The 23,277-nt window shown below is 64.5% G+C and carries 23 protein-coding genes and 2 tRNA genes; 6 read left to right on the top strand and 19 right to left on the bottom strand.

The annotated features are described in order from the left end of the window. Window positions 1–53: 53 nt before the first annotated feature. Window positions 54–422, bottom strand: coding sequence for a four helix bundle protein (locus tag EN786_RS29810; protein ID WP_127310006.1), 369 nt, complete (start codon window positions 420–422; stop codon window positions 54–56). A gap of 49 nt (window positions 423–471) precedes the next feature. Further along, entirely contained in the window at window positions 472–1,638 is a 1,167-nt protein-coding gene (locus EN786_RS29805; RefSeq protein ID WP_127310007.1) for an isobutyryl-CoA dehydrogenase, read from the bottom strand. A gap of 138 nt (window positions 1,639–1,776) precedes the next feature. On the opposite strand from EN786_RS29805, the gene EN786_RS29800 reads away from it, so the two are divergent. Both EN786_RS29800 and EN786_RS29795 read left to right on the top strand, forming a co-directional pair. Beyond that, window positions 1,777–2,391, top strand: a complete 615-nt coding sequence (locus EN786_RS29800) for a dimethylsulfonioproprionate lyase family protein (protein ID WP_127310015.1) — start codon at window positions 1,777–1,779, stop codon at window positions 2,389–2,391. After that, window positions 2,391–3,869, top strand: a complete 1,479-nt coding sequence (locus tag EN786_RS29795; protein WP_127310008.1) for a cobyric acid synthase — start codon at window positions 2,391–2,393, stop codon at window positions 3,867–3,869. Before EN786_RS29800 ends, EN786_RS29795 begins: the two co-directional genes overlap by 1 nt. On the opposite strand, the gene EN786_RS29790 is transcribed toward EN786_RS29795, so the two are convergent. From EN786_RS29790 to EN786_RS29775, 4 genes are all read right to left on the bottom strand, one after another. Further along, window positions 3,866–4,288, bottom strand: a complete 423-nt coding sequence (locus EN786_RS29790) for a VOC family protein (RefSeq protein ID WP_127310009.1) — start codon at window positions 4,286–4,288, stop codon at window positions 3,866–3,868. The genes EN786_RS29795 and EN786_RS29790 overlap by 4 nt on opposite strands. A gap of 91 nt (window positions 4,289–4,379) precedes the next feature. Next, on the bottom strand, window positions 4,380–5,204 hold the full coding sequence (locus EN786_RS29785; RefSeq protein WP_127310010.1) for an AraC family transcriptional regulator: 825 nt from the start codon (window positions 5,202–5,204) through the stop codon (window positions 4,380–4,382). Window positions 5,205–5,307: 103 nt separating this feature from the next. Beyond that, entirely contained in the window at window positions 5,308–5,478 is a 171-nt protein-coding gene (locus EN786_RS29780; RefSeq protein ID WP_126054125.1) for a hypothetical protein, read from the bottom strand. A gap of 51 nt (window positions 5,479–5,529) precedes the next feature. Further along, the gene (locus EN786_RS29775) at window positions 5,530–6,315 is read right to left on the bottom strand and encodes a TSUP family transporter (RefSeq protein ID WP_127310011.1); all 786 of its coding nucleotides are present in this window, start codon (window positions 6,313–6,315) and stop codon (window positions 5,530–5,532) included. A gap of 114 nt (window positions 6,316–6,429) precedes the next feature. On the opposite strand from EN786_RS29775, the gene EN786_RS29770 reads away from it, so the two are divergent. Further along, the gene (locus EN786_RS29770; RefSeq protein WP_127287368.1) at window positions 6,430–6,861 is read left to right on the top strand and encodes a TerB family tellurite resistance protein; all 432 of its coding nucleotides are present in this window, start codon (window positions 6,430–6,432) and stop codon (window positions 6,859–6,861) included. Between the two features lie 32 nt (window positions 6,862–6,893). Here the strand turns inward: EN786_RS29770 and EN786_RS29765 are convergent, their stop codons facing one another. From EN786_RS29765 to EN786_RS29745, 5 genes are all read right to left on the bottom strand, one after another. After that, entirely contained in the window at window positions 6,894–8,516 is a 1,623-nt protein-coding gene (locus EN786_RS29765) for a dipeptide ABC transporter ATP-binding protein (protein ID WP_127310012.1), read from the bottom strand. After that, window positions 8,513–9,382, bottom strand: a complete 870-nt coding sequence (locus tag EN786_RS29760) for an ABC transporter permease (protein ID WP_127310013.1) — start codon at window positions 9,380–9,382, stop codon at window positions 8,513–8,515. The genes EN786_RS29765 and EN786_RS29760 overlap by 4 nt, the downstream gene beginning before the upstream one ends. Then, the gene (locus tag EN786_RS29755) at window positions 9,379–10,326 is read right to left on the bottom strand and encodes an ABC transporter permease (RefSeq protein WP_127310014.1); all 948 of its coding nucleotides are present in this window, start codon (window positions 10,324–10,326) and stop codon (window positions 9,379–9,381) included. Before EN786_RS29755 ends, EN786_RS29760 begins: the two co-directional genes overlap by 4 nt. Before the next feature lie 73 nt (window positions 10,327–10,399). Next, window positions 10,400–11,878, bottom strand: coding sequence for an ABC transporter substrate-binding protein (locus tag EN786_RS29750; RefSeq protein ID WP_135909185.1), 1,479 nt, complete (start codon window positions 11,876–11,878; stop codon window positions 10,400–10,402). Window positions 11,879–12,028: 150 nt separating this feature from the next. After that, a complete protein-coding gene (locus EN786_RS29745; RefSeq protein WP_135909183.1) occupies window positions 12,029–13,309 on the bottom strand; it encodes an acetylornithine deacetylase/succinyl-diaminopimelate desuccinylase family protein in 1,281 nt (426 codons plus the stop codon). Window positions 13,310–13,531: 222 nt separating this feature from the next. On the opposite strand from EN786_RS29745, the gene EN786_RS29740 reads away from it, so the two are divergent. From EN786_RS29740 to EN786_RS29730, 3 genes are all read left to right on the top strand, one after another. Beyond that, window positions 13,532–13,963: a L,D-transpeptidase gene (locus EN786_RS29740; protein ID WP_127285696.1), complete on the top strand. Its 432-nt coding sequence runs from the start codon at window positions 13,532–13,534 to the stop codon at window positions 13,961–13,963. Window positions 13,964–14,136: 173 nt separating this feature from the next. Further along, entirely contained in the window at window positions 14,137–14,967 is an 831-nt protein-coding gene (locus tag EN786_RS29735) for a hypothetical protein (RefSeq protein ID WP_127311766.1), read from the top strand. A gap of 342 nt (window positions 14,968–15,309) precedes the next feature. After that, a complete protein-coding gene (locus EN786_RS29730; protein ID WP_127285698.1) occupies window positions 15,310–16,170 on the top strand; it encodes a hypothetical protein in 861 nt (286 codons plus the stop codon). A 227-nt stretch (window positions 16,171–16,397) separates the two neighbouring features. Here EN786_RS29730 and EN786_RS29725 read toward each other — a convergent pair whose 3' ends face one another. The 8 genes from EN786_RS29725 to EN786_RS29690 form a co-directional block, all read right to left on the bottom strand. Continuing rightward, window positions 16,398–17,411, bottom strand: coding sequence for a lipid A biosynthesis lauroyl acyltransferase (locus EN786_RS29725; protein ID WP_127311765.1), 1,014 nt, complete (start codon window positions 17,409–17,411; stop codon window positions 16,398–16,400). A gap of 4 nt (window positions 17,412–17,415) precedes the next feature. Next, window positions 17,416–18,441, bottom strand: coding sequence for a zinc-binding dehydrogenase (locus tag EN786_RS29720; RefSeq protein ID WP_127285699.1), 1,026 nt, complete (start codon window positions 18,439–18,441; stop codon window positions 17,416–17,418). A gap of 38 nt (window positions 18,442–18,479) precedes the next feature. Further along, window positions 18,480–19,751 carry a beta-ketoacyl-ACP synthase gene (locus EN786_RS29715; protein ID WP_127285700.1) on the bottom strand — a complete coding sequence of 424 codons (1,272 nt, stop codon included), beginning with the start codon at window positions 19,749–19,751 and terminating at the stop codon, window positions 18,480–18,482. Window positions 19,752–19,771: 20 nt separating this feature from the next. Beyond that, window positions 19,772–20,962 carry a beta-ketoacyl-ACP synthase gene (locus EN786_RS29710; protein ID WP_127311156.1) on the bottom strand — a complete coding sequence of 397 codons (1,191 nt, stop codon included), beginning with the start codon at window positions 20,960–20,962 and terminating at the stop codon, window positions 19,772–19,774. A 54-nt stretch (window positions 20,963–21,016) separates the two neighbouring features. After that, window positions 21,017–21,298 carry an acyl carrier protein gene (locus EN786_RS29705; protein ID WP_126054139.1) on the bottom strand — a complete coding sequence of 94 codons (282 nt, stop codon included), beginning with the start codon at window positions 21,296–21,298 and terminating at the stop codon, window positions 21,017–21,019. Between the two features lie 177 nt (window positions 21,299–21,475). Beyond that, window positions 21,476–22,618: a slipin family protein gene (locus EN786_RS29700; RefSeq protein WP_189340610.1), complete on the bottom strand. Its 1,143-nt coding sequence runs from the start codon at window positions 22,616–22,618 to the stop codon at window positions 21,476–21,478. Window positions 22,619–22,971: 353 nt separating this feature from the next. Continuing rightward, window positions 22,972–23,047: transfer RNA gene (locus EN786_RS29695), tRNA-Arg, on the bottom strand. A 2-nt stretch (window positions 23,048–23,049) separates the two neighbouring features. Beyond that, window positions 23,050–23,123 (bottom strand) — tRNA-OTHER (locus EN786_RS29690). Between the last annotated feature and the right edge of the window lie 154 nt (window positions 23,124–23,277).

The following is a 23,277-nucleotide window of genomic DNA, read 5'->3' as shown; positions in this document are numbered from 1 at the left end:
CTCCCAGGGTTAGGCAGTAGGCAGTAGGCAGTAGGCAGTAGGCAGTAGGGGATCTATTCAGGTGCCAGCTTGATAATAAGCTGGCGAAGCATCTTTCCGATGGCTTCTGTGGCTGAGAGCATATGACGAACCTCATTACGAGTGGCCAAGCCGATGCGTTCAGCGATCTGGAGGTGTGTCTCGAGCTCCTTTAGAGAGCCTTGGGCTATCCTGAGAAACTGCTGATAAGAGCCCGTGTTATCGCGGCCGTAACCTTCCGCGATGTTTGCAGGGATAGATGTGGCTGAGCGGCGGATTTGGCTGGTCAGCCCGTACAATTCCTCCTTTGGCCATGCCTTGGTCAAGGAGTAGGTAGCGACGGCCAGATCCATGGCCTGCTGCCACACGATAAGATCCTTGTACGAATTGATCTTGCCGGTCATCCTTCGCCTACTGCCTACTGCCTACTGCCTACTGCCTACTGCCTACTGCCTACCGGCCGATCAGCGCGCGTGCGATGATGACGCGCATGATCTCGTTGGTGCCTTCGAGGATCTGGTGGACGCGCAGGTCGCGCACCAGCTTCTCGACACCGTAATCGTGCAGATAGCCATAGCCGCCATGCAGCTGCAGCGCCTCGTTGGCGACATCGAAGCCGACGTCGGTGACGAAGCGCTTGGCCATCGCCGACCATTTGCCGGCGTCCGGCGCCTTGCGATCGAGCTTCGAAGCGGCGGCGTAGAGGAAGATGCGCGCCGCCTGCAGCTCGGTCTCCATGTCTGCCAGCCTGAACTGCAGCGCCTGGAACTGGTTGATCTTCGAGCCGAAGGCCTTGCGCTCGCCTGTATAGGACAAAGCCTTGTCGAGGGCCGATTGCGCGCCGCCGAGCGAGCAGGCGGCGATGTTCAGCCGGCCGCCGTCGAGGCCGGCCATGGCGATACCGAAGCCTGCGCCTTCCGTGGCCAGCAGGTTCTCGGCCGGCACCTTGCAATCCTCGAAGATGACCTGGCGGGTGGACTGCATGTGCCAGCCCATCTTGTGCTCGTTGGCGCCGAAGGAGAGGCCGGGCGCATCCCTGGGCACGACGAAGGTGGAGATGCCTTTCGGTCCGTCGGCGCCGGTACGCGCCATGACGACATAGAGGTCGCTGTCGCCAGCGCCGGAGATGAACTGCTTGGCGCCGTTCAACACATAGTCGCCGCCGTCTTTCACCGCGCGCGTCTTCAGCGCCGCGGCGTCAGAGCCGGACCCGGGCTCGGTCAGGCAGTAGCTCGCCAGCCATTCCATCGAGGTCAGCCTGGGCAGGAAGCGCTGGCGCTGCTCCTCGCTGCCGAAGCGGTCGATCATCGATGCCGCCATGTTGTGGATCGAGATAAAGGAGGAAAATGCCGGATCAGCGCGTGCGAGCGCCTCGAAGATCAGCACCGCATCCAGCCGGCCCAGCGCCGAGCCGCCGACGTCGTCGCGGACATAGATGCCGCCGAGGCCGAGCGGCCCGGTTTCGCGAATCACATCGGCCGGGAAATGTTTCGCACGGTCCCAGTCGAGCGCGTTCGGCGCGACGCGGTCGGCGGCGAAGGCCTCGGCCATCTCCTGGATGGCGCGCTGCTCCTCGGTGAGTTCGAATTGGCTGGTGCTCGCATCGACCGCGGCGTCCATGGCGTGCTCCCTGTCGTTTTAGGCCTTCTGGCCTGTCGTTTTTGGCTTTGCGCGCCATTCAATCTAGACCAATGATGCCGCCGCGCAACCCGCCCGGCCGCGGAGCGGCTGTGCATGGATCGACCAACGGAGCATGGTGTGACGACAGTCTTCGATGAACTGCTCGACCGTTTCCACGCCTATCTCAGGACCGTGGACAGCGCTCTGGTCAGCGACGCCGTCGCCCGCATCGATTGGGACATGCCGGTGCGTCCGCTTGAGCCGCATCCGCTCGCCTGCCTGCGCCATCTCGACCGCATCGCCGAACTTTCGCCATCGGACATCCGGCCCCTCACGCGATTCGTGGCGGAACATCGCGGCGATCTGCGCTGGGGCCAGACCTACAGCGTCTCGGATTTCGGCCAGGCGTTCCTGGACAATTACGGCTGGCTGGAGGTTTTCGGCACGCGCGGCCATTTCATCAATGACGAGGTCGCGGCCGGCCTGCTGATCCTCGGGCCCGGGATCGTCTATCCCGACCACCATCACATTGCCGAGGAGATCTACATTCCGCTGACCGGCGGTACGGAGTGGCACAAGGGCGAAAGTGGTTTCCATGTTCGCGAGGCGGGCGAGGTGATCCATCACCCTTCGAATGTCAGCCATGCCATGCACACGGGCAAGGAGCCGCTGCTGGCGCTCTACATCTGGCGTGGCGGGCCGCTGGCGCAGAAGTCGACAATCCCGGGCACCGTGGCGCAGGGCAGGGGTTGATGGCTGCAAAAGCGATCATGCTGCAAGGCACCGGCTCCGATGTCGGCAAGAGCGTGCTGGTGGCGGGGCTCTGCCGCGCGGCGAAGATGCGCGGGCTGAAGGTGCGGCCGTTCAAGCCGCAGAACATGTCGAACAATGCCGCCGTCGCCGACATTCCCGGCGACAACAAGGCCGGCGGCGGCGAGATCGGCCGCGCGCAATGGCTGCAGGCGATCGCCTGCGGCGTGGCGCCGACCGTTCACATGAACCCGGTGCTGCTCAAGCCGCAAAGCGATGTCGGCTCGCAGGTGGTGGTGCAGGGCAAGGTGTTCGGCGAGGCCAGGGCGCGCGACTACCAGGCGATGAAAGGCCGGCTCATGGATGCCGTGCTCTACTCCTGGGCGAAGGTCGGCGAGGGCGCCGATCTCGTCATCGTCGAAGGCGCCGGCTCGCCGGCCGAGATCAATCTCAGGAGCCGCGACATCGCCAATATGGGCTTTGCGACGCGGGCCAATGTGCCGGTGGTGCTGGTCGGCGACATCGATCGCGGCGGCGTCATCGCTTCCGTCGCCGGCACTCATCTCATCCTGCCGGAGGAGGACCGGCGCATGATCGTCGGCTACCTCATCAACAAGTTCCGCGGCGACGTCTCGCTGTTCGACGACGGCATCAGGGCGATCGGAAAGTTCACCGGCTGGCCTTGCTTCGGTGTGGTGCCGTGGCTGAAGGCGGCGGCGAGGCTGCCTTCCGAGGATTCGGTGGTGCTGGAACGGCTGGCATCCGGCGAGAAGCGGGCGCTGAAGGTCGCGGTGCCGATGCTTTCGCGCATCGCCAATTTCGACGATCTCGATCCATTGAAGGCCGAACCGCAGGTCGAGGTAGTGTTCGTGCCGCCCGGCAAGCCGCTGCCCGCGGATGCGGGATTGGTGGTCATTCCCGGCTCGAAGTCGACGATCGGCGATCTCTTGAAGTTCCGGGAGAATGGCTGGGACCGCGATCTCCTCGCCCATCGCAAGCGGGGCGGCCATGTCGTCGGCATCTGCGGCGGCTTCCAGATGCTCGGCCGCAAGGTCAGCGATCCCGCCGGCATCGAGGGCAGCGTGACCGAGGCGGAGGGGCTCGGCCTGCTCGACATCGAAACGGTCATGGAGCCGGAGAAGACGGTTCGCAATGTCAGCGCCCGCTCGGTCCAGTTCGATCTGCCGCTGGAAGGCTACGAGATCCATCTCGGCCGCACCATCGGTCCGGATTTGGCGCGGCCGTCCGCCATCATCAACGGCATCGATGACGGCGCGATCTCCGCCGACGGCAAGGTGGTCGGCACCTATCTGCACGGGCTGTTTTCCGCAGACGCCTTCCGGGCAAGGTTCCTGGAAAGCCTCGGCGTCAAAGGCGGCGGTATCGACTATCGCGCCGATGTCGAGCGGGCGCTGGACGAGGTCGCGGCCGAACTGGAAACCCATCTCGACTGCGACGCGATTTTTGGCCTGGCCCGTTAGCTGGCGGCTTCTCCTGCCTTCGGCCAATAGGTACCAAACGACCAGACATTGCCTTCCGGGTCGCGGCAGATGAACTCGCGGCTGCCATAGTCGCGGTCGGTCAGTTCCTGCAGGATCGTGGCGCCGGCCTTTTTTGCTTTGGCGTAGGCGGCATCGGCGTCTCCCACCGCGACATAGATCGACTTGCCGCCGCCGGCGCCCGGCTCGCCGACCATCTTGCCGTAGTCGTCGTCACGCGCGGTGCCAAGCATGATCATCGAGGCGCCGAAGACGAGCTCGGCATGATGCACGACGTCGCCCTCGCCATAGCGGGCGCGCACGGTGAAGCCGAAGGCGTCGCACAGCCAGTCGATCATTCCGGCGGCATTCCTGTAGCGCAGAGCGGGGTAGAGACGAGGTGCTTCGTTCGCGGTCGACATGGCAATCTCCCTGGTGTCGGTTGATGGTATCCAGTCTCGGCGAAGGCCGCCGCGGCGTCTTGAAGAAATGTTACCTCGGTGGAGAAAGAGACTATGCGAGCGCGGTTGGCGTCTCGCCGGCGAGATCGCGGAATTCGCGCACCAGATGCGCCTGGTCAGCATAGCCGCAATCGGCGGCGATCCCCGCCCAGTCGTCGAGCTGATGCTTGGACAGCGAGAGCGCCCGGTTGAAGCGCACGATGCGCGACAGCGTTTTCGGCCCGATGCCGATCGCGTCGGAAAATTTCGCCGCGAGATGCTTGCGGCTCCAGCCGAGCTCATCGGCAAGCAACGAGACCCGCGTGCGTCCGCCAGAGCCAATGACTTGCCGGTAGGCCCAGGCGATCTCGGCTGACATCCGCTTCGCCTCCGCCAGCCTTGCTGCGACGAAGCTCTCGGCAATCGCGAAACGCGTGTCCCAATCCCGCGCCTCGCCGAGCCTTTCGCGCAGCGCGATGCCTTCGAGGCCAAGCACGTCGTCGAGCCCGACCATGCGGTCGGTCAACTCGCTCATCGGCAGGCCGAAGAAGCGGCGGGCGCCGAGCGGGGTGAAGTTGATCTGGACGCAGCAGGCGCCGCCGAAGGATTGGATCACCACCGGCCCGGCAAAGAGGCCGGCGGCAAAGCTGGCGAAGCGATCGTTGTCGCCGGGATCGCGCCCAAGCCCGATGGCGAAGGGCTCGGCGAAGCTGATCACCAGCGGCACGGTCAGCGAAGCATATTCGACATTGCGGGAGCGGACGGGCAGCATCTCGCGATAGCCGCAAAGGTCGGTGACTGCGCCGGCAAGCGAAGCGTCAGCCGCTCGCCGCACCATCTCGAACCTCGCGGCTAAAGAATGGTCCTGTTCATGACGGCGCTCTGTCTCGATCGACATCGGCAATCCTCGCCCGCCAAATCTAGCAGACCACATTCCGAAATCAAAAGCGCCCGGCTTGTGGCCGGGCGCTTCGGTTACCTGAGATCTGAATGTGCCTGACTTAAGCGCCGCGCATCATGCAGCCGGCGGCAAGCACGATGTAGCCGATGAGAACAATCCACACTGCGGCAAGAGGAATGAACGCAAGAACGCCAAGAGCGGCGAGAACGCCGATGATGGCGATGACAAGGGAGATAATGAAAATAAGCTGAGTAGGCGCACTGAGATTCATGTGTGGCTCCTCCAACATGATTCGTACGCCGGCATTGTATCAGCCGGGCCGTCACACACCAATTAGCTGGCGCAGCGGGTTCGCCGGGTCGGCGAGAAGCTTCACCGCCAGCGCCACGCAGACGACAACCAGCAGCGGCTTGATCAGCCGGGCGCCGATGCGGATGGCGAGGCTGGCGCCGAGGCGGGCACCGAAGAACTGGGCGACGCCCATCATCAGGCCGATCTTCCAGTAAACGACGCCGACGGCGGCGAAGATGGCGAAACCGCCAATGTTGGAGGCGAAGTTGAGCAGCTTGGTGTGCGCCGTCGCCTTGAGTACGCCGTAGCCGGCAAGGCTGACGAAGGCCAACATGTAGAAAGAGCCTGCACCAGGTCCGAAAAGGCCGTCATAGAAGCCGACAAGAGGTGGAACGATCAGACCGAACAGGAAGGGCGACAGGCGCTCGGCGCGGTCTACATCGTTCATGTTGGGCTTGAGCGCGAAATAGAGCGCGATGGCGATCAAAAGCAGTGGCAGCAAGGCGCGCAGAAAATCACCGGGCACGATTGTAGCCAGCAAGGCGCCGACGGCGCTGCCGATTAGCGCCAGCAGGGCGGACGGCAACTGCCGGCGCAGCTCGACATGGCCGTTCGCCGCATAGTGGATGGTGGCCGACCCGGAGCCGAACATGCCTTGCAGCTTGTTGGTGCCGAGCGCGGCGGTCGGCGAGAAGCCCGCCAACAGCAGCGCCGGAATGGTGATCAGGCCGCCGCCGCCGGCGATGGAATCGACGAAGCCGGCGGCAAACGCGGCGAAGGCCAACACGGCAACAGTCTGTATGCTAAGATCGATCATCGGGGCTATGGGTCTTGCGGCGGGACGATATGCGCGCTTCGACCACGGCAACCCCGTTTGCGCAAGGCCGATTCCGCGCTAACTATCTGCGACGGAATCGCAAAGGGGAGGCCGATGGCGATGGCACTGCTCGATCAGATACGCTCGATCTTCGACGGCGATCCCGGCGTGCGCAAGGTCGCGGACGATCCGGTCCTGTCGGCGGAACTGTTGATGCTGTTCCGCATGATCCTGGCCGACGGGTCCGTCTCGGAGAGCGAGATGGTCGCCTTCCGGCGCATCTGCAAGGAGGCGTTCGGCATTCCCGAGACGAGCATCGACAGCGTCATCGAATATCTCAACGACTTCGGCTACGAGACCAACGGTTCGCAGGCCATTGCGCTGTTCCGCGACCTCGACGTCGAGCGGCGCAAGCTGCTCGCCCAGCACATGGCCGAGATCGCCAAGGCCGATTCGAAGCTGGCCGAAAACGAGGTCAGGCTGCTGCGCCGCACGCTCGACCTGCTCGACATCAGCCCGGTCGATGTTGTGAAGCCGCAGGAATAGCCGGTTTCGATAGCGGCCGGCAGGCTCGCTGCTTACCCTTGTTCCTGTAGTCTCCGTGCGATCGCCCGGTGCAGATCGGGCGCGGCTCTCACCAGCGCCCTGGCCGCCTCGGATTGCGGATGATCGAGCACCGCGCCGGTCTTGCCGCGCTCGACGATCCTGCCTTCATGCATGACCAGCACCTCGTCCGTGATGGCGCGGGCGACGGTCAGATCGTGGGTGATGAACAGATAGGCGATGCCGAGCTTCTGGTTGAGCTCGGCGAACAGGTCGAGGATCTGGGCCCGGATCGAGACGTCGAGCGCCGAGACCGGCTCGTCGGCGACGACCAGCTTGGGGCGGGTGATGATGGCGCGCGCGATCGACAGGCGCTGGCGCTGGCCGCCCGAGAATTCATGCGGATATTTGTCCATGTCGCGCGGCCCGAGGCCCACCTCGTGCAGCGCATGCGCCACCAGCTCGCGCCGCTCGGCATTGGCCGGTGTCTTGTCCAGCACGTGCAGCGGCTCGGCGACCAGCTTCTCGACCTTCTGGCGCGGATCGAAGGAGCCGTAGGGGTCCTGGAACACGACCTGCATGTCTCGCCGCGCCGGCTTCAGCTCCGCCTCGCTCCTGCCGGTGATGGTCTCTCCGCTGAAGCGGATCGTCCCCGAGGTCGATTTGTCCAGCGCCAGGATCATGCGGGCAAGCGTGGACTTGCCGCAGCCGGAGCGACCGACCAGCGCCACCGACTGGCCGGGCTCTATCGACAGCGAGACGTCGTCGACGGCGCGGATGGGAGCGGCACGCCGGAACAGCGAGCTGCGTCGTCCCGGATAGTCGCGCGTCACGCCATCGACCTGCAGCAAGGGCCTGGCCGAGCCGGCGGTGTGGGGGCGAGGGCGGGCCGGCACATGCATGGAGGCCTGCGCCAGCTGACGCGTATAGGGATGGAGTTGCGCAGACAGCGTGCGTGCGGTGTCGCCGGCTTCCATCACCTCGCCATGGCGCATGATGGTGATCTTGTCGGCCATCTCGGTCACCACCGCGAGGTCGTGCGAGATCAGAAGCAAACCCATGCGGTTTTCCGCCACGAGATCGCGCAGCAAATCGAGGATCTGCGCCTGCAGCACCACGTCGAGCGCCGTGGTCGGCTCGTCGGCGATCAGGAGCTTGGGTTTCAGCGCGCAGGCGATCGCAATGACGACGCGCTGGCGTTGGCCGCCCGACAGTTCGTGCGGATAGCGCGACAGCGGGAATTTCGCCGGGGGCAGGCCGACGCGGTCGAGTATTCTGCGCGCCCGCTCCTCGGCCTCGGCGCGGCTCGCCTTGGTGTGCCAGCGAATGCCCTCCGCCACCTGCTCGCCGATGGTCTTGACCGGGTTCAGCGCCGTCATCGGCTCCTGGAACACCATGCCGATGTCGTCGCCGCGCAACGCGCACATCTGGTCCTCGCTCGCCGCGAGGATATCGATGCCGTCGAAAGTGACGCGTCCGCTGGCACGTGCCGCGAAGGGCAGGAGCCGCATCACGGTGAGGGCCGTCATCGACTTGCCGGAGCCGGATTCGCCGACCAGCCCCATGACCTCGCCGGGCGCCACCGCAAGCTCGACGCCCTTCAGGATCGGCGTGTGGCCGATCGACAGCGACAGGTTCTCGATCTCGAGCAGGCTCATCGCTGCCGCCGCGATTTCGGGTCGAGGATGTCGGCGATGCCGTCGCCGAGCAGGTTGAGGCCGAGCACGGTGACGGCGATCGCCATGCCCGGGAAGATCGCCATCCACGGCGCAACCACCATGCGCGTCTGCGCGTCGAACAGCATGCGGCCCCAGCTCGGCATCGGCGGCTGCGCGCCGAGGCCGACATAGGAGAGGCCCGCTTCGGCAAGGATGCCCAGCGCGAACTGGATGGTGCCTTGCACCAGAAGCAGCGTCGCGATGTTGGGCAGGATGTGCTCGATGGTGATCAGCGTCGGGCCCTTGCCGGCGGCGCGGGCGGCGAGAATGAACTCGCGCGGCCAGATGGCCAGCGCGCCGGCGCGGGCGACGCGCGCGAACACCGGAATGTTGAAGATGCCGATGGCGATGATGGCGTTGATGGCGCCCGGCCCGAAGATGGCGGTGATCATGATCGCCGAAAGTAGGGCAGGGAAGGCGAAGACGAGGTCGTTCAGTCGCATCAGCGCTTCGTCGGCGAGGCCGCCGCGAGCCGCGGCAAAGGCGCCGAGCGGAACGCCGACGCCCATGCCGATGCCGACCGCGACCAGCGCCACGGCGATCGAGTTGCGGGCGCCGACCATGATCATCGACAGGATGTCGCGGCCGAAATGGTCGGTGCCGAACCAGTGCGCCCATGAGGGCGGCAGGGTCTTGTCCGAGATCACCAGCCGGGTGACGTCGTATGGTGTCCAGGCGTAGGAGAGGACCGCCACCGCCGCCACCAGCGCGGTGATGACGAAACCGAGAAGGAAGGATCGGTTGCGGAACGCCTTGGCCAGAATGCCGGCCAGGGTCTCCTCTGGGATGTCGACATGCAGTGTCATTGCCGGCTTCTCAGGCGCGGATCGACGACCGCGTAGGAGAGGTCGACGAGGAGGTTGACGGCGATGACGGCGGCGACCAGCAACATGACGACGCTTTCGACGACGATGAGGTCGCGTTGGGTGATCGCCTGGAATACCAGCCTTCCTAGGCCGGGCAGGTAGAAGACGTTCTCGATGATGATGGTGCCGGCGAGCAGGAAAGCGAACTGCAGCCCGAGGATGGTGAGCACCGGGATCATGGCGTTGCGCAGCGCGTGCCGCCAAAGCACGGCGCGGTAGGGCATGCCCTTGGCGCGGGCGGTGCGGATATAGTCCTCGTTCAGAACCTCGATCAGCGCCGAGCGGGCGACGCGTGCCAGGATCGCGGCTTGCGGCAAGGCAAGGGCGACCGCCGGCAAAAGCAGCGATTTCAGCGCCGGCCAGGCGCCGGCGCCCCAGCCGGGGAAGCCGCCGGCCGGTACCAGCCTGAGCCAGACGGCAAAAAGATAGATCAGCATCAGCGCGAACCAGAAGTTCGGCACGGCGACGCCGAACTGGGCGGCGCCCATGGCGATCGCGTCGCCAGCGCGACCGCGCCGGCTGGCGGAAAACAGGCCAACCGGAATGGCGATGGCCGTGGACAGCGCCAGCGCGATCAGCGCCAGCGGCAGCGAGACGACGACGCGTTCGCGCACGAGATCGATGACCGGCACCGAATAGGTGTAGGAGCGGCCGAAATCGAGGCTCAGCAGCCCGCCCGCCCAATGCAGGTAACGCAAGGCCAGCGGCGCGTTGAGCCCCATCTGGTTGCGCAGCACCTCGACCTGCTCGGCGCTCGCGTTCATGCCCAGCATCAGCCGCGCGGGGTCACCGGGGATGATCTCGAGCACCGCGAACACCACCATGGAGGCCAGCACAAGCGTGGCGGCGGCGATGATCAGACGCTTCAGGAGGTAGGCACTCATCGGCACAACCTGCCGGAAAAGCAAAGGCCCCGGAAGCGGCTTTCGCCACCGGGGCGTTGCATATCTCTCGAGGTCAATCCGACCACTTCACCTTGGTCAGATCATTGGCCTGAATCGGCGCGTTCTCCCACAGGCCTTGCAGCTTGGCGTCCCAAACGCCGACCTTCGGCAGTTCGTAGAGGAAGCCGACCACGGCGTCGTCGGCGAGGATCTTCTGCGCCTCACCGAGCAGTTCCTTGCGCTTGGCCTCGTCGGAGGTGAGGTTCAGATCGGCGATGACCTTGTCGAAAGCCGGGTTGTCGTAGTTGAAGTAATAGTCCTTGCGCGAATAGATATCGATGTCGTTGGGCTCGGTGTGGGAGACGATGGTGAGGTCGTAGTCCTTCTTGGTGAACACCTGGTCCAGCCACTGCGCCCATTCCACCGGCACGATCTCGAGATCGATGCCGACGTCGCGCAACTCCGAGGCGATGATCTCGCCGCCGAGCCGCGCATAGGAGGGCGGCGGCAGCTTCAGCGTCGCCTTTAAGCCGCTCTCGAGGCCGGCTTGCTTGAGCAGTTCCTTGGCCTTGGCGACATCATGCGGATAGCGGCCGGTGAGGTCGACATAGTCCTTGTTGGCCGGCGACATGTGCGAGCCGATCGGCTGGCCGAGCCCCGCCGAGGCGCCATCGATGATCGCCTTGCGGTCGAGCGCGTAGGAGATAGCCTGCCTAACCTCGAGCTTGTCGAAAGGCGGCTTCTTGTTGTTGATCGACAGGATGGTCTCGCCCTCGGTCGAACCGATCACGACATGGAAGCGCGGATCGTCCTTGACCTGGGCGACGCTGTCGGGGTCGAAGAAGGGAAAGGCCTGGATGTCGCCGGAAAGCAGAGCCGGAACGGCGGCGGCGGCATCGGGGACGATGCGGAACTCGGCCTTGTCGAGCGAGACCGGAGCGCCCCAGTATGCGTCCGATTTCACCAGCGTGATCGACGAGCCCTTGACCCAGTCCTGGAATTTGAACGGGCCGGTGCCGATCGGCTTCTCCTTGTTGGTGTCGGCCGATTTCGGCGACACGATCACCGCGTCGCCCCAGCCCATATTGTAGAGGAAGGAGCCCTGCGGGTTCTTCAGCGTCACCTTGACGGTGGCCGGATCGACGACATCGACCTTGTCGATCGCCGCGAACAGGCCCTTCTGCGCGTTGACCGAATTGTCGGCGCGGGCGCGGTCGAGCGAGAACTTGACGTCGTCGGCGCTGAAGTCGGCGCCGTCATGGAATTTGACGCCGGTATGCAGCTTGAACGTGTAGGTCTTGCCGTCGTCGGAAATGCTCCAGCTTTCGGCGAGATCGGGCAGCACCTCGCCGTTCGGGCCGATCCGGGTCAGGCCTTCGAACACGTTGGCGTAGAGCACTTCGTCGATCGCCGCGGCAGCACCCGCGGTCGGGTCGAGATGCGGGGGTTCGAGCGGAATGCCGATGACGAGATCGGTGCGCGCGGCAAAAGCCGAGGTCGCGGTGGCGAGCGCCAGAGCGGCGGCGGCGAGAACGGTCTTCCACAATTTCATCGGGCAACTCCCATCTGCTCAACCGGGTGGATAGAAGCGTGATTTCGAGGTCGAGTAAATTGCGTTTCGTGCTGTCGGACAGCGCCGGGCGGAATGTTTTTCCCGAAACAGGCGGACTGGCCGACCTTCACTTGCCTGTTTTCGTAGGGATCAGTCGGCGACGGTGCCCCGCAACAGCACGTTGAGGCCGATTGCCATCACCTTGGCCGATTCCACCATGTCGGCGATGCCGACCCATTCGTCGGGCCGGTGGGCGAGGTCGAGAATGCCCGGCCCATAGGCGATGCAGTCATAGATGTGGCCGATACGGGCGACGTGCTTCTGGTCGTAGGTACCGGGCGAAATCACATAGTCGGGCTCGCGGTCGAATATCGCCATGATGCCTTGCGCCACAGCTTTCACCACCGGAGCGTCGCGCTCGGTCATCAGCGGCAGCACTTCCATCAGATCGCGGATCTCGTAGTCGAACTTCTTCCGCTCGCGCTTCAACCGCTCCAGGATATCCGTCACCTCGCTCCTCACCGTGGCGAGGTCCTCCTCGAGCAGGAAGCGCCGGTCGATGGTCAGCCGGCAGGAATCGGGCACGTTGGGGGAGGGCAGGCCGGGACGAAAATCCTCGGTCTGGCCGCCATGGATGGAATTGATGTTCATGGTCGAGCGCTTGGCGCCTTCAGGCACCACCGGCATGCGCGTCACCTTGCGGTCAAGCGCCGGGAACAATTCATCCTCGAAGGCCTGCAGCACGGCGCCCATGTGGCGCACCGCATTGTCGCCGAGGAACGGCATCGAGCCATGCGCGATCTCGCCCTTGGTCTCGATCTCCGCCCACCAGACGCCGCGATGGCCAAGGCAGATGCGATCCTTGTTCAGCGGTTCCGGAATGATGACGTGGTCGACTTTCGGCTTCGAGAAATAGCCGAGCCTGGCAAGATGGGCGACCCCGCCGAAGCCGCCGGACTCCTCGTCGACCGTACCCGAGATCTCGATGGCGCCCGGGAAGTCCGGGAACACCTCCATGAATGCCTCGGCGGCGATGATCGAGGCCGCCAGCCCGCCCTTCATGTCGCAGGCGCCACGGCCGTAGACCCTGCCGTCCTTCACCAGCCCGGCGAACGGATCGACGGTCCAGCCTTCGCCGGCCTCGACGACGTCGATATGCGAGTTGAAATGCACGCAGGCGCCGGCCGATCTGCCGTCGAAGCGGGCAACGACGTTGACGCGCGGGTAGCGGTCGGTGTCGCCGGGGGTGCCTTCGGCGCGGATGAACTCGGTTTCGAAGCCGCGCTTCCTCAGGCGCTCGCCGACATATTCGGCGCAGGGGCGATAGGCCTCGCCTGGCGGATTGACGGTCGGGAAGCGGATCAGGTCCGCGGTCAGCGCAACGAGGTCGTCGATCCGCGCGTCGACGGCCTTAAGGAGTCGTTCGGTCATTCCTGAAGTTGAGCAGTGAAGCGGGCGACTGGCAAGCGCGACGGCGAAGTCTTTGAAACTACGTGTCGCGGCGGCAACTATGGCGGGAAAATCGTTCAAATTCGCTGCTTTGGATTGGCGAATTCATCAACGAGTGTGTGTTACTTCATTCACCTGCCGTTAAAATGCTGAAAAATCGCGTGATGGCAGGCATGCAAGGGGCAATCAAAGGGGTTTGATCGCATGAAAAAGACTGTTCTCATGGCAACGATACTGGCGACCGCGCTGTTCGGCACCTCGGTCGCAGGCAAGGCTGCCGCACTGGTGGCCAATATCGACGTATCCTCACAAACGATGACCGTCAGCAAATACGGCCAGGTGCTGTACCGCTGGAGCGTGTCCACCGCCCGCAAAGGTTACTTCACGCCGCGCGGCAGCTACCGCCCGCAGTGGACGGCCCGGATGTGGTATTCGCGCAAATACGAGATGTCGCCGATGCCATACTCAGTGTTCTTCCGTGGCGGCTACGCCATCCACGGCACCGGTGCGGTGAAATATCTCGGGCGTCCGGCCTCGCATGGCTGCGTGCGCCTGCACACCGCCAACGCCGCGACCTTCTATTCGATGGTGCGCGAAGCGGGCTACGGCAACACGCGCATCGTGGTCACCGACTGACCTCGCGCGATTGGCTTTCGGTGCCAAAAGCGTTGCAGCAATGCCGCACTGCAACCGGAACTCGCGTCGACGCATGGTTTCCGGTGCCGACGTCGATTGCGTGAATCTTCGGCGGTGGTAGGTATCGCGACGTTACTTTTTGATGCTTGGGGACTACAATGTATCGACTTGTTTTGAGCGCGGCGATTGCCGTAACCGCTACTTCCGCCTTCGCTGCCGACGCGCCCGTCGTCCTGGACCAGGAACTCGCCCAGCCGCATGTTTCAGGCTACGGCGAGGTATATCTCGGCGGTCTCTACTTCGCGACCCCCGGGGACGATGCAGACGGCACGACCGCCGGCGGCGCCGCCCGGGTCAATTTTCCGATCGACGCCCGTTGGAACATCCAGACCGACGCGGTGATCGATTCGCTGTGGGTCGAAGGTACGAACATCTACAGCTACGGCGGCGCCATCCATGGTTACTGGCGCGATCCGAGCTCGTATGCCCTGGGCGCCTTTGCCACGATCAACGGATATGGCGGCGACGAGGGCCTCGGTGACGCAGGCATCTACACTTTCACCGTCGGTCCCGAGGCACAGGCTTATTTCGGCAACGTGACGGTTTACGGGCAGGTCTACTACGGACAGCTGCGGGTCAGCGGCGAATCCGAACACCTCGACAATTGGGGCGGCCGCGGCGTCGTGCGGTATTTCGCGCAGGACGATCTGCGCTTCGACGGCGAACTCGGCTTCTCGCGGCTGTCCGGTTTTGGCGGGCATTTCGATACCGTCTCGGCGGCATTGCAGGCCAACTATCGGTTCTCGGGCACCCCTTGGTCAGTGTTTGGCCGCTATCAGCTGGATCACCTGAGCTTCTCGGAGGCTTCGGGCAGCGTGAACATCCACAAATATCTGATCGGCCTGCGGGCAAGCTTCGGTTCGGACACGTTGCTCTCCGAAGATCGCAACGGCGCCACCATGGATACATTCCGGCCGAACTTCACCATCCCTGCTCCGCTCTGAGGGAGCTTAATCCAGAGCCGCGAGGAGTACTCCTCGCGGCTTTTTTGTTGCGCATCGGAGCGGGGCAATCGGAGCCGCCGCTTGCGCCGACGGCCGCTCATCTGCCAACGCGCATCGCCGTCACGGATCAGATGGAGTGTTGGAGAAAAGACAATCCGGCTCCTGCCAGTGCTTATGAATACTGCAAGTGCTCATGAACGCTGCACAGTATTTGGGCAGATCAAGGCCAAAGCGTTGCAGTAATGTCGCAGGGCTTCAGAACCCGGCTTGTACGCCCGGGTTTGAGGCTGTTCACGCTTGCGTGAACGGGCAGCGATGGTAAATGCCGGATAAGTCAGACATTTGAGGGACTTCACGATGTATCGACTTCTCCTTGGTGCGGCACTTGCCGCAACGGCCACGTCGGCTTTTGCCGCCGATGCCGTCGCTCCGATCGTTATGGATCAGGAACTCGCCCAGCCGCATGTTTCGGGCTACGTCGAGGCCTATCTCGGCGGGCTGTATGTGACGGCCGCTGGCGAGCACGCGGATGGCACGACCGCAGGCGGCACGGGCCGGGTCAATTTCCCGATCGATTCCCGCTGGAACGTCCAGACAGACGCGTTCGTCGATTCGCTGTGGGCCGAGGGCACCAACATTTACGGCTATGGCGGCGCGGTTCACGGCTACTGGCGCGATCCCAGCGCCTTTGCGCTTGGCGCGTTCGCCTCCGTCACCGGCTATGGCGGCGACGGGTTCGACGACGATCTCTACAGTTTCTCGGTTGGACCGGAAGGCCAAGTCTACATGGGTAATGTGACCGTGTACGGCCAGGTTTACTATGGCCAGTTGCGGGCCAGCGGCTCGTCCGAGCATATCGACACCTGGGGCGGTCGCGGGGTGGTGCGCTATTTCGCCCAGGACAATCTCCGCTTCGATGGTGAACTGGGCTATTCGACGACATCTGTGGGCCCCTTCGACACCAACACCTTCACCGGGGCGCTGCAGGCTGCGTACCGGTTTTCCGGAACGGCGTTTTCGGTGTTCGGCCGCTATCAGTTCGAACGCGCGTCCATATCTGCGTTCGACGTAACCGAGAACATCCACAAATATGTGATTGGCGTGCGGGCGAGCTTCGGTTCGGACACATTGCTTGATGAGGATCGCAACGGCGCCACGATGGATACCGGCCGGCCGAACCTCATCCTGCCTTCGTTACTGTAGTATCGGCGGGAAACAAGAGATTTATGGCGAAGACCGCGAAGAGCAATCTTCGCGGTTTTTCTTTGCCGCGTCCAATCTGCGCACGCGATGGCAGATGCACCGAGCGGAATGGAAAAGGCTTCGGCGCCCGGTCCTTCAGTCAGAATTTCCCCCAAGCGCAACCGATGAACAAACAACGAAGCCGCGAAGGGTCTCTTCGCGACTTTCGCTTGGTGCGGCGTCAATGGTCAATTCGGGCCGGGCACCGGGTCAGCCGGCCGCTCCTCGGCCTGCCCACGCCGCTTGCGCCGGCGGCCGCTCATCTCCCAACGCTTGTGGAACCACATCCACTGGCCGGGATCCTCGCGCACCCAGCGCTCGACGACGTCGGCAAGAAGCTGGGTGGTGGCGTGGACGTCGACGCTACCGCTTTCGGTGCGCGGCAAGGTCAGCTTGTCCTCGATGTCCAGGCGGAACCGGTTGCCCGGCAGCCGGACGCAGCGGGCGGGATAGACGTCGCAGTCGTAGTGGCGGGCGAGCATGCCAAGCACCGGATTGCTCTGGCACGGACGGCCGAAAAAGGTCGTCTCCAGTCCGCTGGAGAATTTCTGGTCGACAAGCACGCCGATATTGCCGCCGTTCTCCAGGATGGCGGCAAGCGCGAAGGACGCGCCGGTCGAGGAGGGCAGCAAGCCCCCCATGGTCGAGCGGCGCGTCGAGTGGATGTAGTCGGCGAGATAGGGATTGTTGGGCGGGCGAAACAGCGCGGTGATGTTCATGCCGAAGGTGGCGGCGGCCACCGGCAGCAATTCGAAATTGCCGAGATGGCCGGTGAACAGGATATGCGGCTTCTTCTCGCCGGCGATCTCGACGAAATGCTCGACGCCACGGACGTCGACGCGGCCGGGCTTTGTCGCTTTCGGATCATAATCGAAGAGGGCGTCGAGGAAGATGTACTCGGCCGCCAGCCGGGCCATGTTGCCCCACATGTCGAGCGCGATGGCCTCGATCTCGGCGTCGCTCTTTTCGGGATAGGCAAGGCGCAGATTGTTGACCGCAACGCGGTGACGTCCGACCAGCGGGCCAATGCGGCGGGCGACGCGGTCGGCGAAGTTGAGCGCCTTGTCCGGCGGCAGGAGCCGCAGCAGCGAGATCATCGCCATGGCCAGGCGCGCCACCAGCCAGTGCTCCATCTGGCGCAGCCGCCGGCCGTAGCGGAACATGAAGTCCCGGCGGGCTTTCTTGAGCACCTTGCCGACCATTGCCCTAGACGCGCAGGATGATCTTGCCGAACACGTCGCGGCCTTCCATGCGCTTCAGCGCCGCGTCGATGTCGTCGAAGCCGACTTCGGTGTCGATGACGGGAGCGACGAGGCCGGCCGCCATCTTCTGCATGGCATCGGCCATGTTCTCCATGCGGCAGCCGAAGGAGCCGAGCAGCTTCAGCTGCTGCTGGAAGAGCTGCATAAGATTGACCTGCGTCGACACGCCGGAGGTCGAGCCGCAAGTGACAAGGCGGCCGCCGCGCTTGAGGCACAGCATCGAGCCGGCGAAGGTGTCGGCGCCGACATGCTCGAACACGACGTCGACGCCCTTCTTCTTGGTCAGCTTGCGCACGACGCCTTCGAAACGGTCCTCGCGGTAGTTGATGACATGGTCGGCGCCGAGCGCCTTGGCCTTGTCGATCTTGTCGTTGGAGCCGACGGTGGTGATGACGGTGCAGCCCATCTTCTTCGCCAGCTGGATCGCGGCGGTGCCGATGCCGGAACCGCCGGCATGGACGAGAATGGTCTCGCCGGGTTCGAGCTTTGCGTTGTCGAACAGCATGTGCTCGACCGTGCCGAAGGTAACGGGCGCGACCGCCGCGCCGATCTCGCTGACGCCGGGCGGGGCGGGGACCAGCAGGCGGGCCGGCAGGTTGATCTTCTCTTGCGCGAAGCCGTCGAGGTGGAAGCCATGAACGCCGGAGACGTGCTCGCAGAGATTGTCGCGGCCTTCGCGGCAGGCCCGGCAAAGGCCACAGGTGCGCGCGCCATAGATCGACACCAGCTGTCCCGGCAGAAGGCTGGAGACGCCGGGGCCGACGGCGTCGACCTCGCCCGACGCCTCGGCGCCGACGACAAGCGGCAGCTTGCGCTTGGCGAAGGCCATGCCGCGCCAGCCCCAGACGTCGATATGGTTCAACGCCACCGCCTTGATGCGAAGCGTCACTTCGCCGAGCGAAGGCGGCGGGGGAGGCGGCAGGTCCACCGTTTCAAGACGGCGGTCCTCGATAAGTTGCAATGCGCGCATTGGGCCTGTCAGTTCGTCAAAAGCGGGAAAACGTCCGCTTAGACCGGTTCCCTCGCCATGACAAGGCAGGTGTTCTGGCCGCCGAAGCCGAAGGAGTTCGACAAAACGGTGCCGACCTCGGCGTTGCGCTTCTTGTTGGGCACCACGTCGAGCACGATCGCCGGGTCGGGATTGTCGTAGTTGATGGTCGGCGGAATGACGCTTTCGCGCATGGTCATCAGCGAGAAAGCGGCCTCGACCGCGCCGGCTGCCGACAGCGTGTGGCCGATCATCGACTTGTTGGACGAGATCGGCATCGAGCCGATCCGCTCGCCGAACACGGTCGACAGCGACAGATGCTCCATCTTGTCGTTTTCCGGCGTCGAGGTGCCATGCGCGTTGACGTAGTCGATCTCGTCCTCGCTCAGGCCGGCATCGGCAAGGGCGGCACGCACCGCAGCGATCGCCGGCGAACCATCGGGCTTGGAGCGGGTGCGGTGGAAATCGTCGGCCTTTTCGCCGCAGCCGCGCATGATGCCGAGGATAGGGGCGCCACGGGCAAGGGCCGCCTCCAGCGATTCCAGCACCAGCGCGCCGGATCCCTCGGCCAGCACAAAGCCGTCGCGATCCTTGGAAAAAGGCTTCGACGCCTTTTCCGGGATGTCGTTGTGAGTGGAGAGCGCCGAAAGCAGCGAGAAGCGGATCAGCGCCTCGGCGGTCGCCGAGCCGTCGGCGCCGATCGACAGCGCCTTGTCGCATTCGCCGCGGCGGATCGCCTCGACGCCGAGCTGGATGGCGGTGGCGCCGGAAGCGCAGGCAGTCGACAGCGTGATCGGCAGGCCGCGCGTGCCGAAACGGTCGGCCAGCCGGTCGGCGATCGAACCGAACTGGGTGGTCTCGAAGATGTCGAGTTCCTTCAACGCGCGCGCCACGCGCAGCAGCCTCTCGGCGCCGGCATCCTGCTTGTCCGAATTGTAGAGCGAAAAACGGTCGGCCCAGTCGAGCTCGACCGGTGGCGAGGCAAGGAAGAGCGGTCCGCTGAAATCGCCGCTGTCGAGGCCGGCTTCCGCCACCGCCTCCCGCGCGGCGGTCTCGGCCAGCTCGTAGGTGAGGGGGCTGGCGCCCTTGGAGCTTGACGGCAGGAAGTCGACCATGCCGGAGATGCGGGTGTTCAGATGATCGACCGGAAAGCGGGTGATCGGGTGGATGCCGGACTTGCCGGAGGTGAGCGCCGCCCAATTGTCGGCCTTGCCGACGCCCAGCGACGTCACCACGCCGATGCCGGTGACGGCGACGATCGGCCTGCCCATGTGGTCGTTCAGATTGGCCATGTTTTGTCCCTGGTGGTCACTCAGGCCGCCTTGATCAGCCCCATGCCCTCGAATTGGTGATAGCCGATCGCCGTTGCAAGCACGGTCGTGGGAATGCCGGCGAACGGCTTCTCGGTCGCGGCATCGAAAGCGGGATAGGCGGCCTTGCGCTCGACGGCGAGTGCCGCGAGCGCCACGGCGAAGGGGAACTGCGCCTCCTTCATATGGCCGGTCAGCGTCGAAAAGGCACGCGCCGCGATCGCCGGGTGGGCGGCGAACGCGGCTCTTTCGGCCGCTGTGGCGGTGTGGGCGCCGGAGGCGCCGGAGATCGCCAGCAATTCGCCATTCGGCAGCGCCGTCTGATCGAGCAAGGTCGCGATCTCGGCATCGAGCCCGCCGTTCCGCCGCTTGGCGCGGCCGGACACGATAGGGCCGAGCTCGGCGTAGATCTTGCGCCGGCGGCTCGTCGCGTGCTCGCGCTGCTCCAGCACCAGGAAAGCGCCGCCAGATCCGGTCACCACGCCGCCGCCTTCGCCGCCCTGCCTTTGCCAGACAGGCTTCCAGGCGCCACGATGCAGGTAGCCGGCCAACTCGTAGCCGAGCAGCATGTCGGAATGTTCGGTCTGGAAGGCGCCGCCGACCAGCACATGCGTCGACTGTCCCGAGCGGATGCGCGCGGCCGCCGTCTCGACGGCGGCGACGCCAGCGCCTTCCTCGCCCATGAAGGTGCGGGACGACCCGGTGACCTTGTGGACGATCGAGATGTTGCCAGCGAGCAGATTGGAGAGCTGGGCGAGGAACAGCGTCGGGCGCAGTTCAGTGGTCAGCTTCTCGTTGAGCAGCACGTCGCGGTCGTTGCGGCTTTCGGATGCGGCGAGGATGGCGGCATCGACCGCCTCGTCGCGCTCGCCTCCGCCGGCTGCCACCACCATGTCCATGGTCGCGCAGAGCTCGTCATTGCCCTTGATGCCGGCATCGTCCAGCGCCAGACCCGCGGCATAGGTACCGAGCCGCTGCCAGGTCTCCATCTGCCGCTGGTCGCCGCGCTTGGCGATCTGCAGGTTCCAGTCGATCTCCGGCAGCGGGTGGATGGTATAGGGCGCAAAGCGCGCGGCATCGAGCACCGGCTCAAGGCCGGGCTGGGCGAGCTTCTGCCAGTGAGCATCCGGACCCTCTCCCAGCGAGGAGACAAGGCCGATACCGGTGATGACGACGTCGTGGGGGCTGCTCATGGGCGGCTTTGTGGGTCACGTGGCCGGGCGCGTCAAGTTCGCGCCCGAACCGCCTCAGGCGTTCTTGGCCGCGACCAGCGCGTCGATCTTGGCGCACAGGTTCTTCATGACGAAATAGTCGTCGGTCGAGGCCTTGCCGTCGTTGACCTCCTGCGTCCACTTCTCCAGCGGCACCTTGATGCCGAATTCCTTGTCGATGGCAAAGACGATGTCGAGGAAATCGAGGCTGTCGATGCCGAGATCGTCGATGGTGTGGCTTTCGGGCGTGATCGTCTCGATATCGATCTCGCTGGTGTCGGCAATGATCTTGGCGACTTTGTCGAACGTGGTGGACAAGGGCTCTTCCTTCGGTTGCGGGCGGAATCTGTCCGCATCTTGTTTGGGCGCTGTCTAATCGGTTTTTCCGGGCAGGAAAAGGGCTGATAAGCCCGGTGCAGATGGGATGCTGGCTTTCGAAACGCAAGAAGGGCCGCCGGATTGCCGGCAGCCCTTCCCATTTGACGTGACGTCAGCTCAGTTTTCACGGAGCTTAACCAGGTCGTTCAGCAGTCCGCCCGTCCCGTTATGGACGGTCAGCCGCTCGACCTTGCCGGCGATGGCTTCCAGAGCCTCGAGCTCCTTCAGCCGCAGCATCACCGGGTTCTCGGCCATCACCTTGGCCGTGTTGAGGAGCGAACGCGTCGCGTTCGTCTCCTCGCGCCGGCGGATGACGTTGGCCTCGGCCTGCTTCTCGGCCGAAACCACCTGGTTGAGGATCTCGCGCATCTCGCCCGGCAGGATCACATCCTTGAGCGCGATGTCGCTGACCTCGACCCCGATCTCGGCCATGTCGGCGCGGACCTTGGCCGCCGCCTCCTCGTCGACCGTCACCTTCTTTTCAAGGATCTGGTCGAGCGTGAGCGCGCCAAGCGTCTTGCGGAAGGCGTACTGCAGGGCGCGGTAGAGGGCTTCAGAGAAGTCCTTCACCGCGCTCACCGCCTTGACCGGATCGAGGACCCGGTATTCGGCGGCGATGTTGACGCGGATCGTCACGCGATCCTTGGTCAGCACTTCCTGCCCGGCGACGTCGAGCGACTGGCGCTTGAGGTCGACGACCTTGATCTGCACCATGCGCCCGACGTTCCAGAAGGCGTGCACGCCCGCGGCAAGCGTCCGCGCCAGCGCCCCGTCGACGAACAGCAGTCCGGCCTGACCGTCGACCACCGGGTGAACGGACATCAGTTCCGTCTTGCGGGCCTGGCCGAGCCGGCGCATGAGAGCCGGATCGATCGCAAGATCGGCCGAGGTGTCGACCAGCGTCACCTTCCACGGGCCGGCATCGGTCCACAGCACGAGCTTGCGATCCGGCGCCAGGACGGCATGGAGGTTGCCGTCACGCTCGATGACGGCGACATCCGTACGCCCGGTGCGAACGACGGTGAAATGACGCGCCGCCACCTCCGGCAGCTTGTCGAACAACGCCTTCTCGTAGGCCGAAACGAATTCCGGGTTCTTCAGGTCGTGCCGGGACACTTCAAGGCGTCCGCGCCGGTTGGCAAGCCAATGCTCGCCCGGCATCAGGACAGCCTTGATCTCCCCCTTGTAGAGGGTGACGGCCCGTTCGTTTTCCTTAACAAGGACGCGCTCGCGCCCCAGAACCTTATCGAGAATGGTCATTGTCTTCACTCCTGTCGGGCATGGCCCCATGCGAGGCGTCAACTCATGCGTCGATCATCCTTTTCGTTTCTCGTTTCCCTTTTCCCGGCACGAATGATCCGGAGACCGGTGGCATCGCCAAGCAGCGGGCTTTCGGGAGCGGATCGCGAGGCAGCGAAGCGGGCGCCGGAGGCCTTGGCCTCCCTAGCCGGCGACACTGCGCCTTGATCGTCACCGCGGGCCTGGCCGCGAGCCGATGGCGTTGGATCTGCCGGTACGGCCTTGGCCCGAAGGCTTCGGCCGTCCGTCAGCTCTTTCGCATTCCGGTCCCCGGACCGATTTTCCGAATAACACCGTGACAGGGTGGCTTGGCTTGGAAGGCCAATGGAGAAGGATTCGAACCTTCGACCGTCAGATTCGTGATCTGATGCTCTACCCAACTGAGCTATCCGTGGTGCAGACAGCAGGATTCGAACCTGCGACCTCCGGATCCAAATCCGGCGCTCTCCCCCTGAGCTACATCCGCGATCCCAACCTCCGAAACGGCGCCGTACACAGGGCGGCAGTGCCGCCTGCGCGGGCGGAGACGAAAGCTCCAACCGCTGTGCTCGCTTCGGTTTTCGTGACCGGGAGCGCGCCTATAGACCCTGCGACGGGTTGTCGCAAGCGGCATTGTCGCG

The sequence above is a fragment of the Mesorhizobium sp. M4B.F.Ca.ET.143.01.1.1 genome (genome assembly GCF_004792275.1).
Taxonomy (GTDB): Bacteria; Pseudomonadota; Alphaproteobacteria; order Rhizobiales; family Rhizobiaceae; genus Mesorhizobium; species Mesorhizobium abyssinicae.
This window is presented reverse-complemented; position numbering and strand designations above follow the sequence as displayed.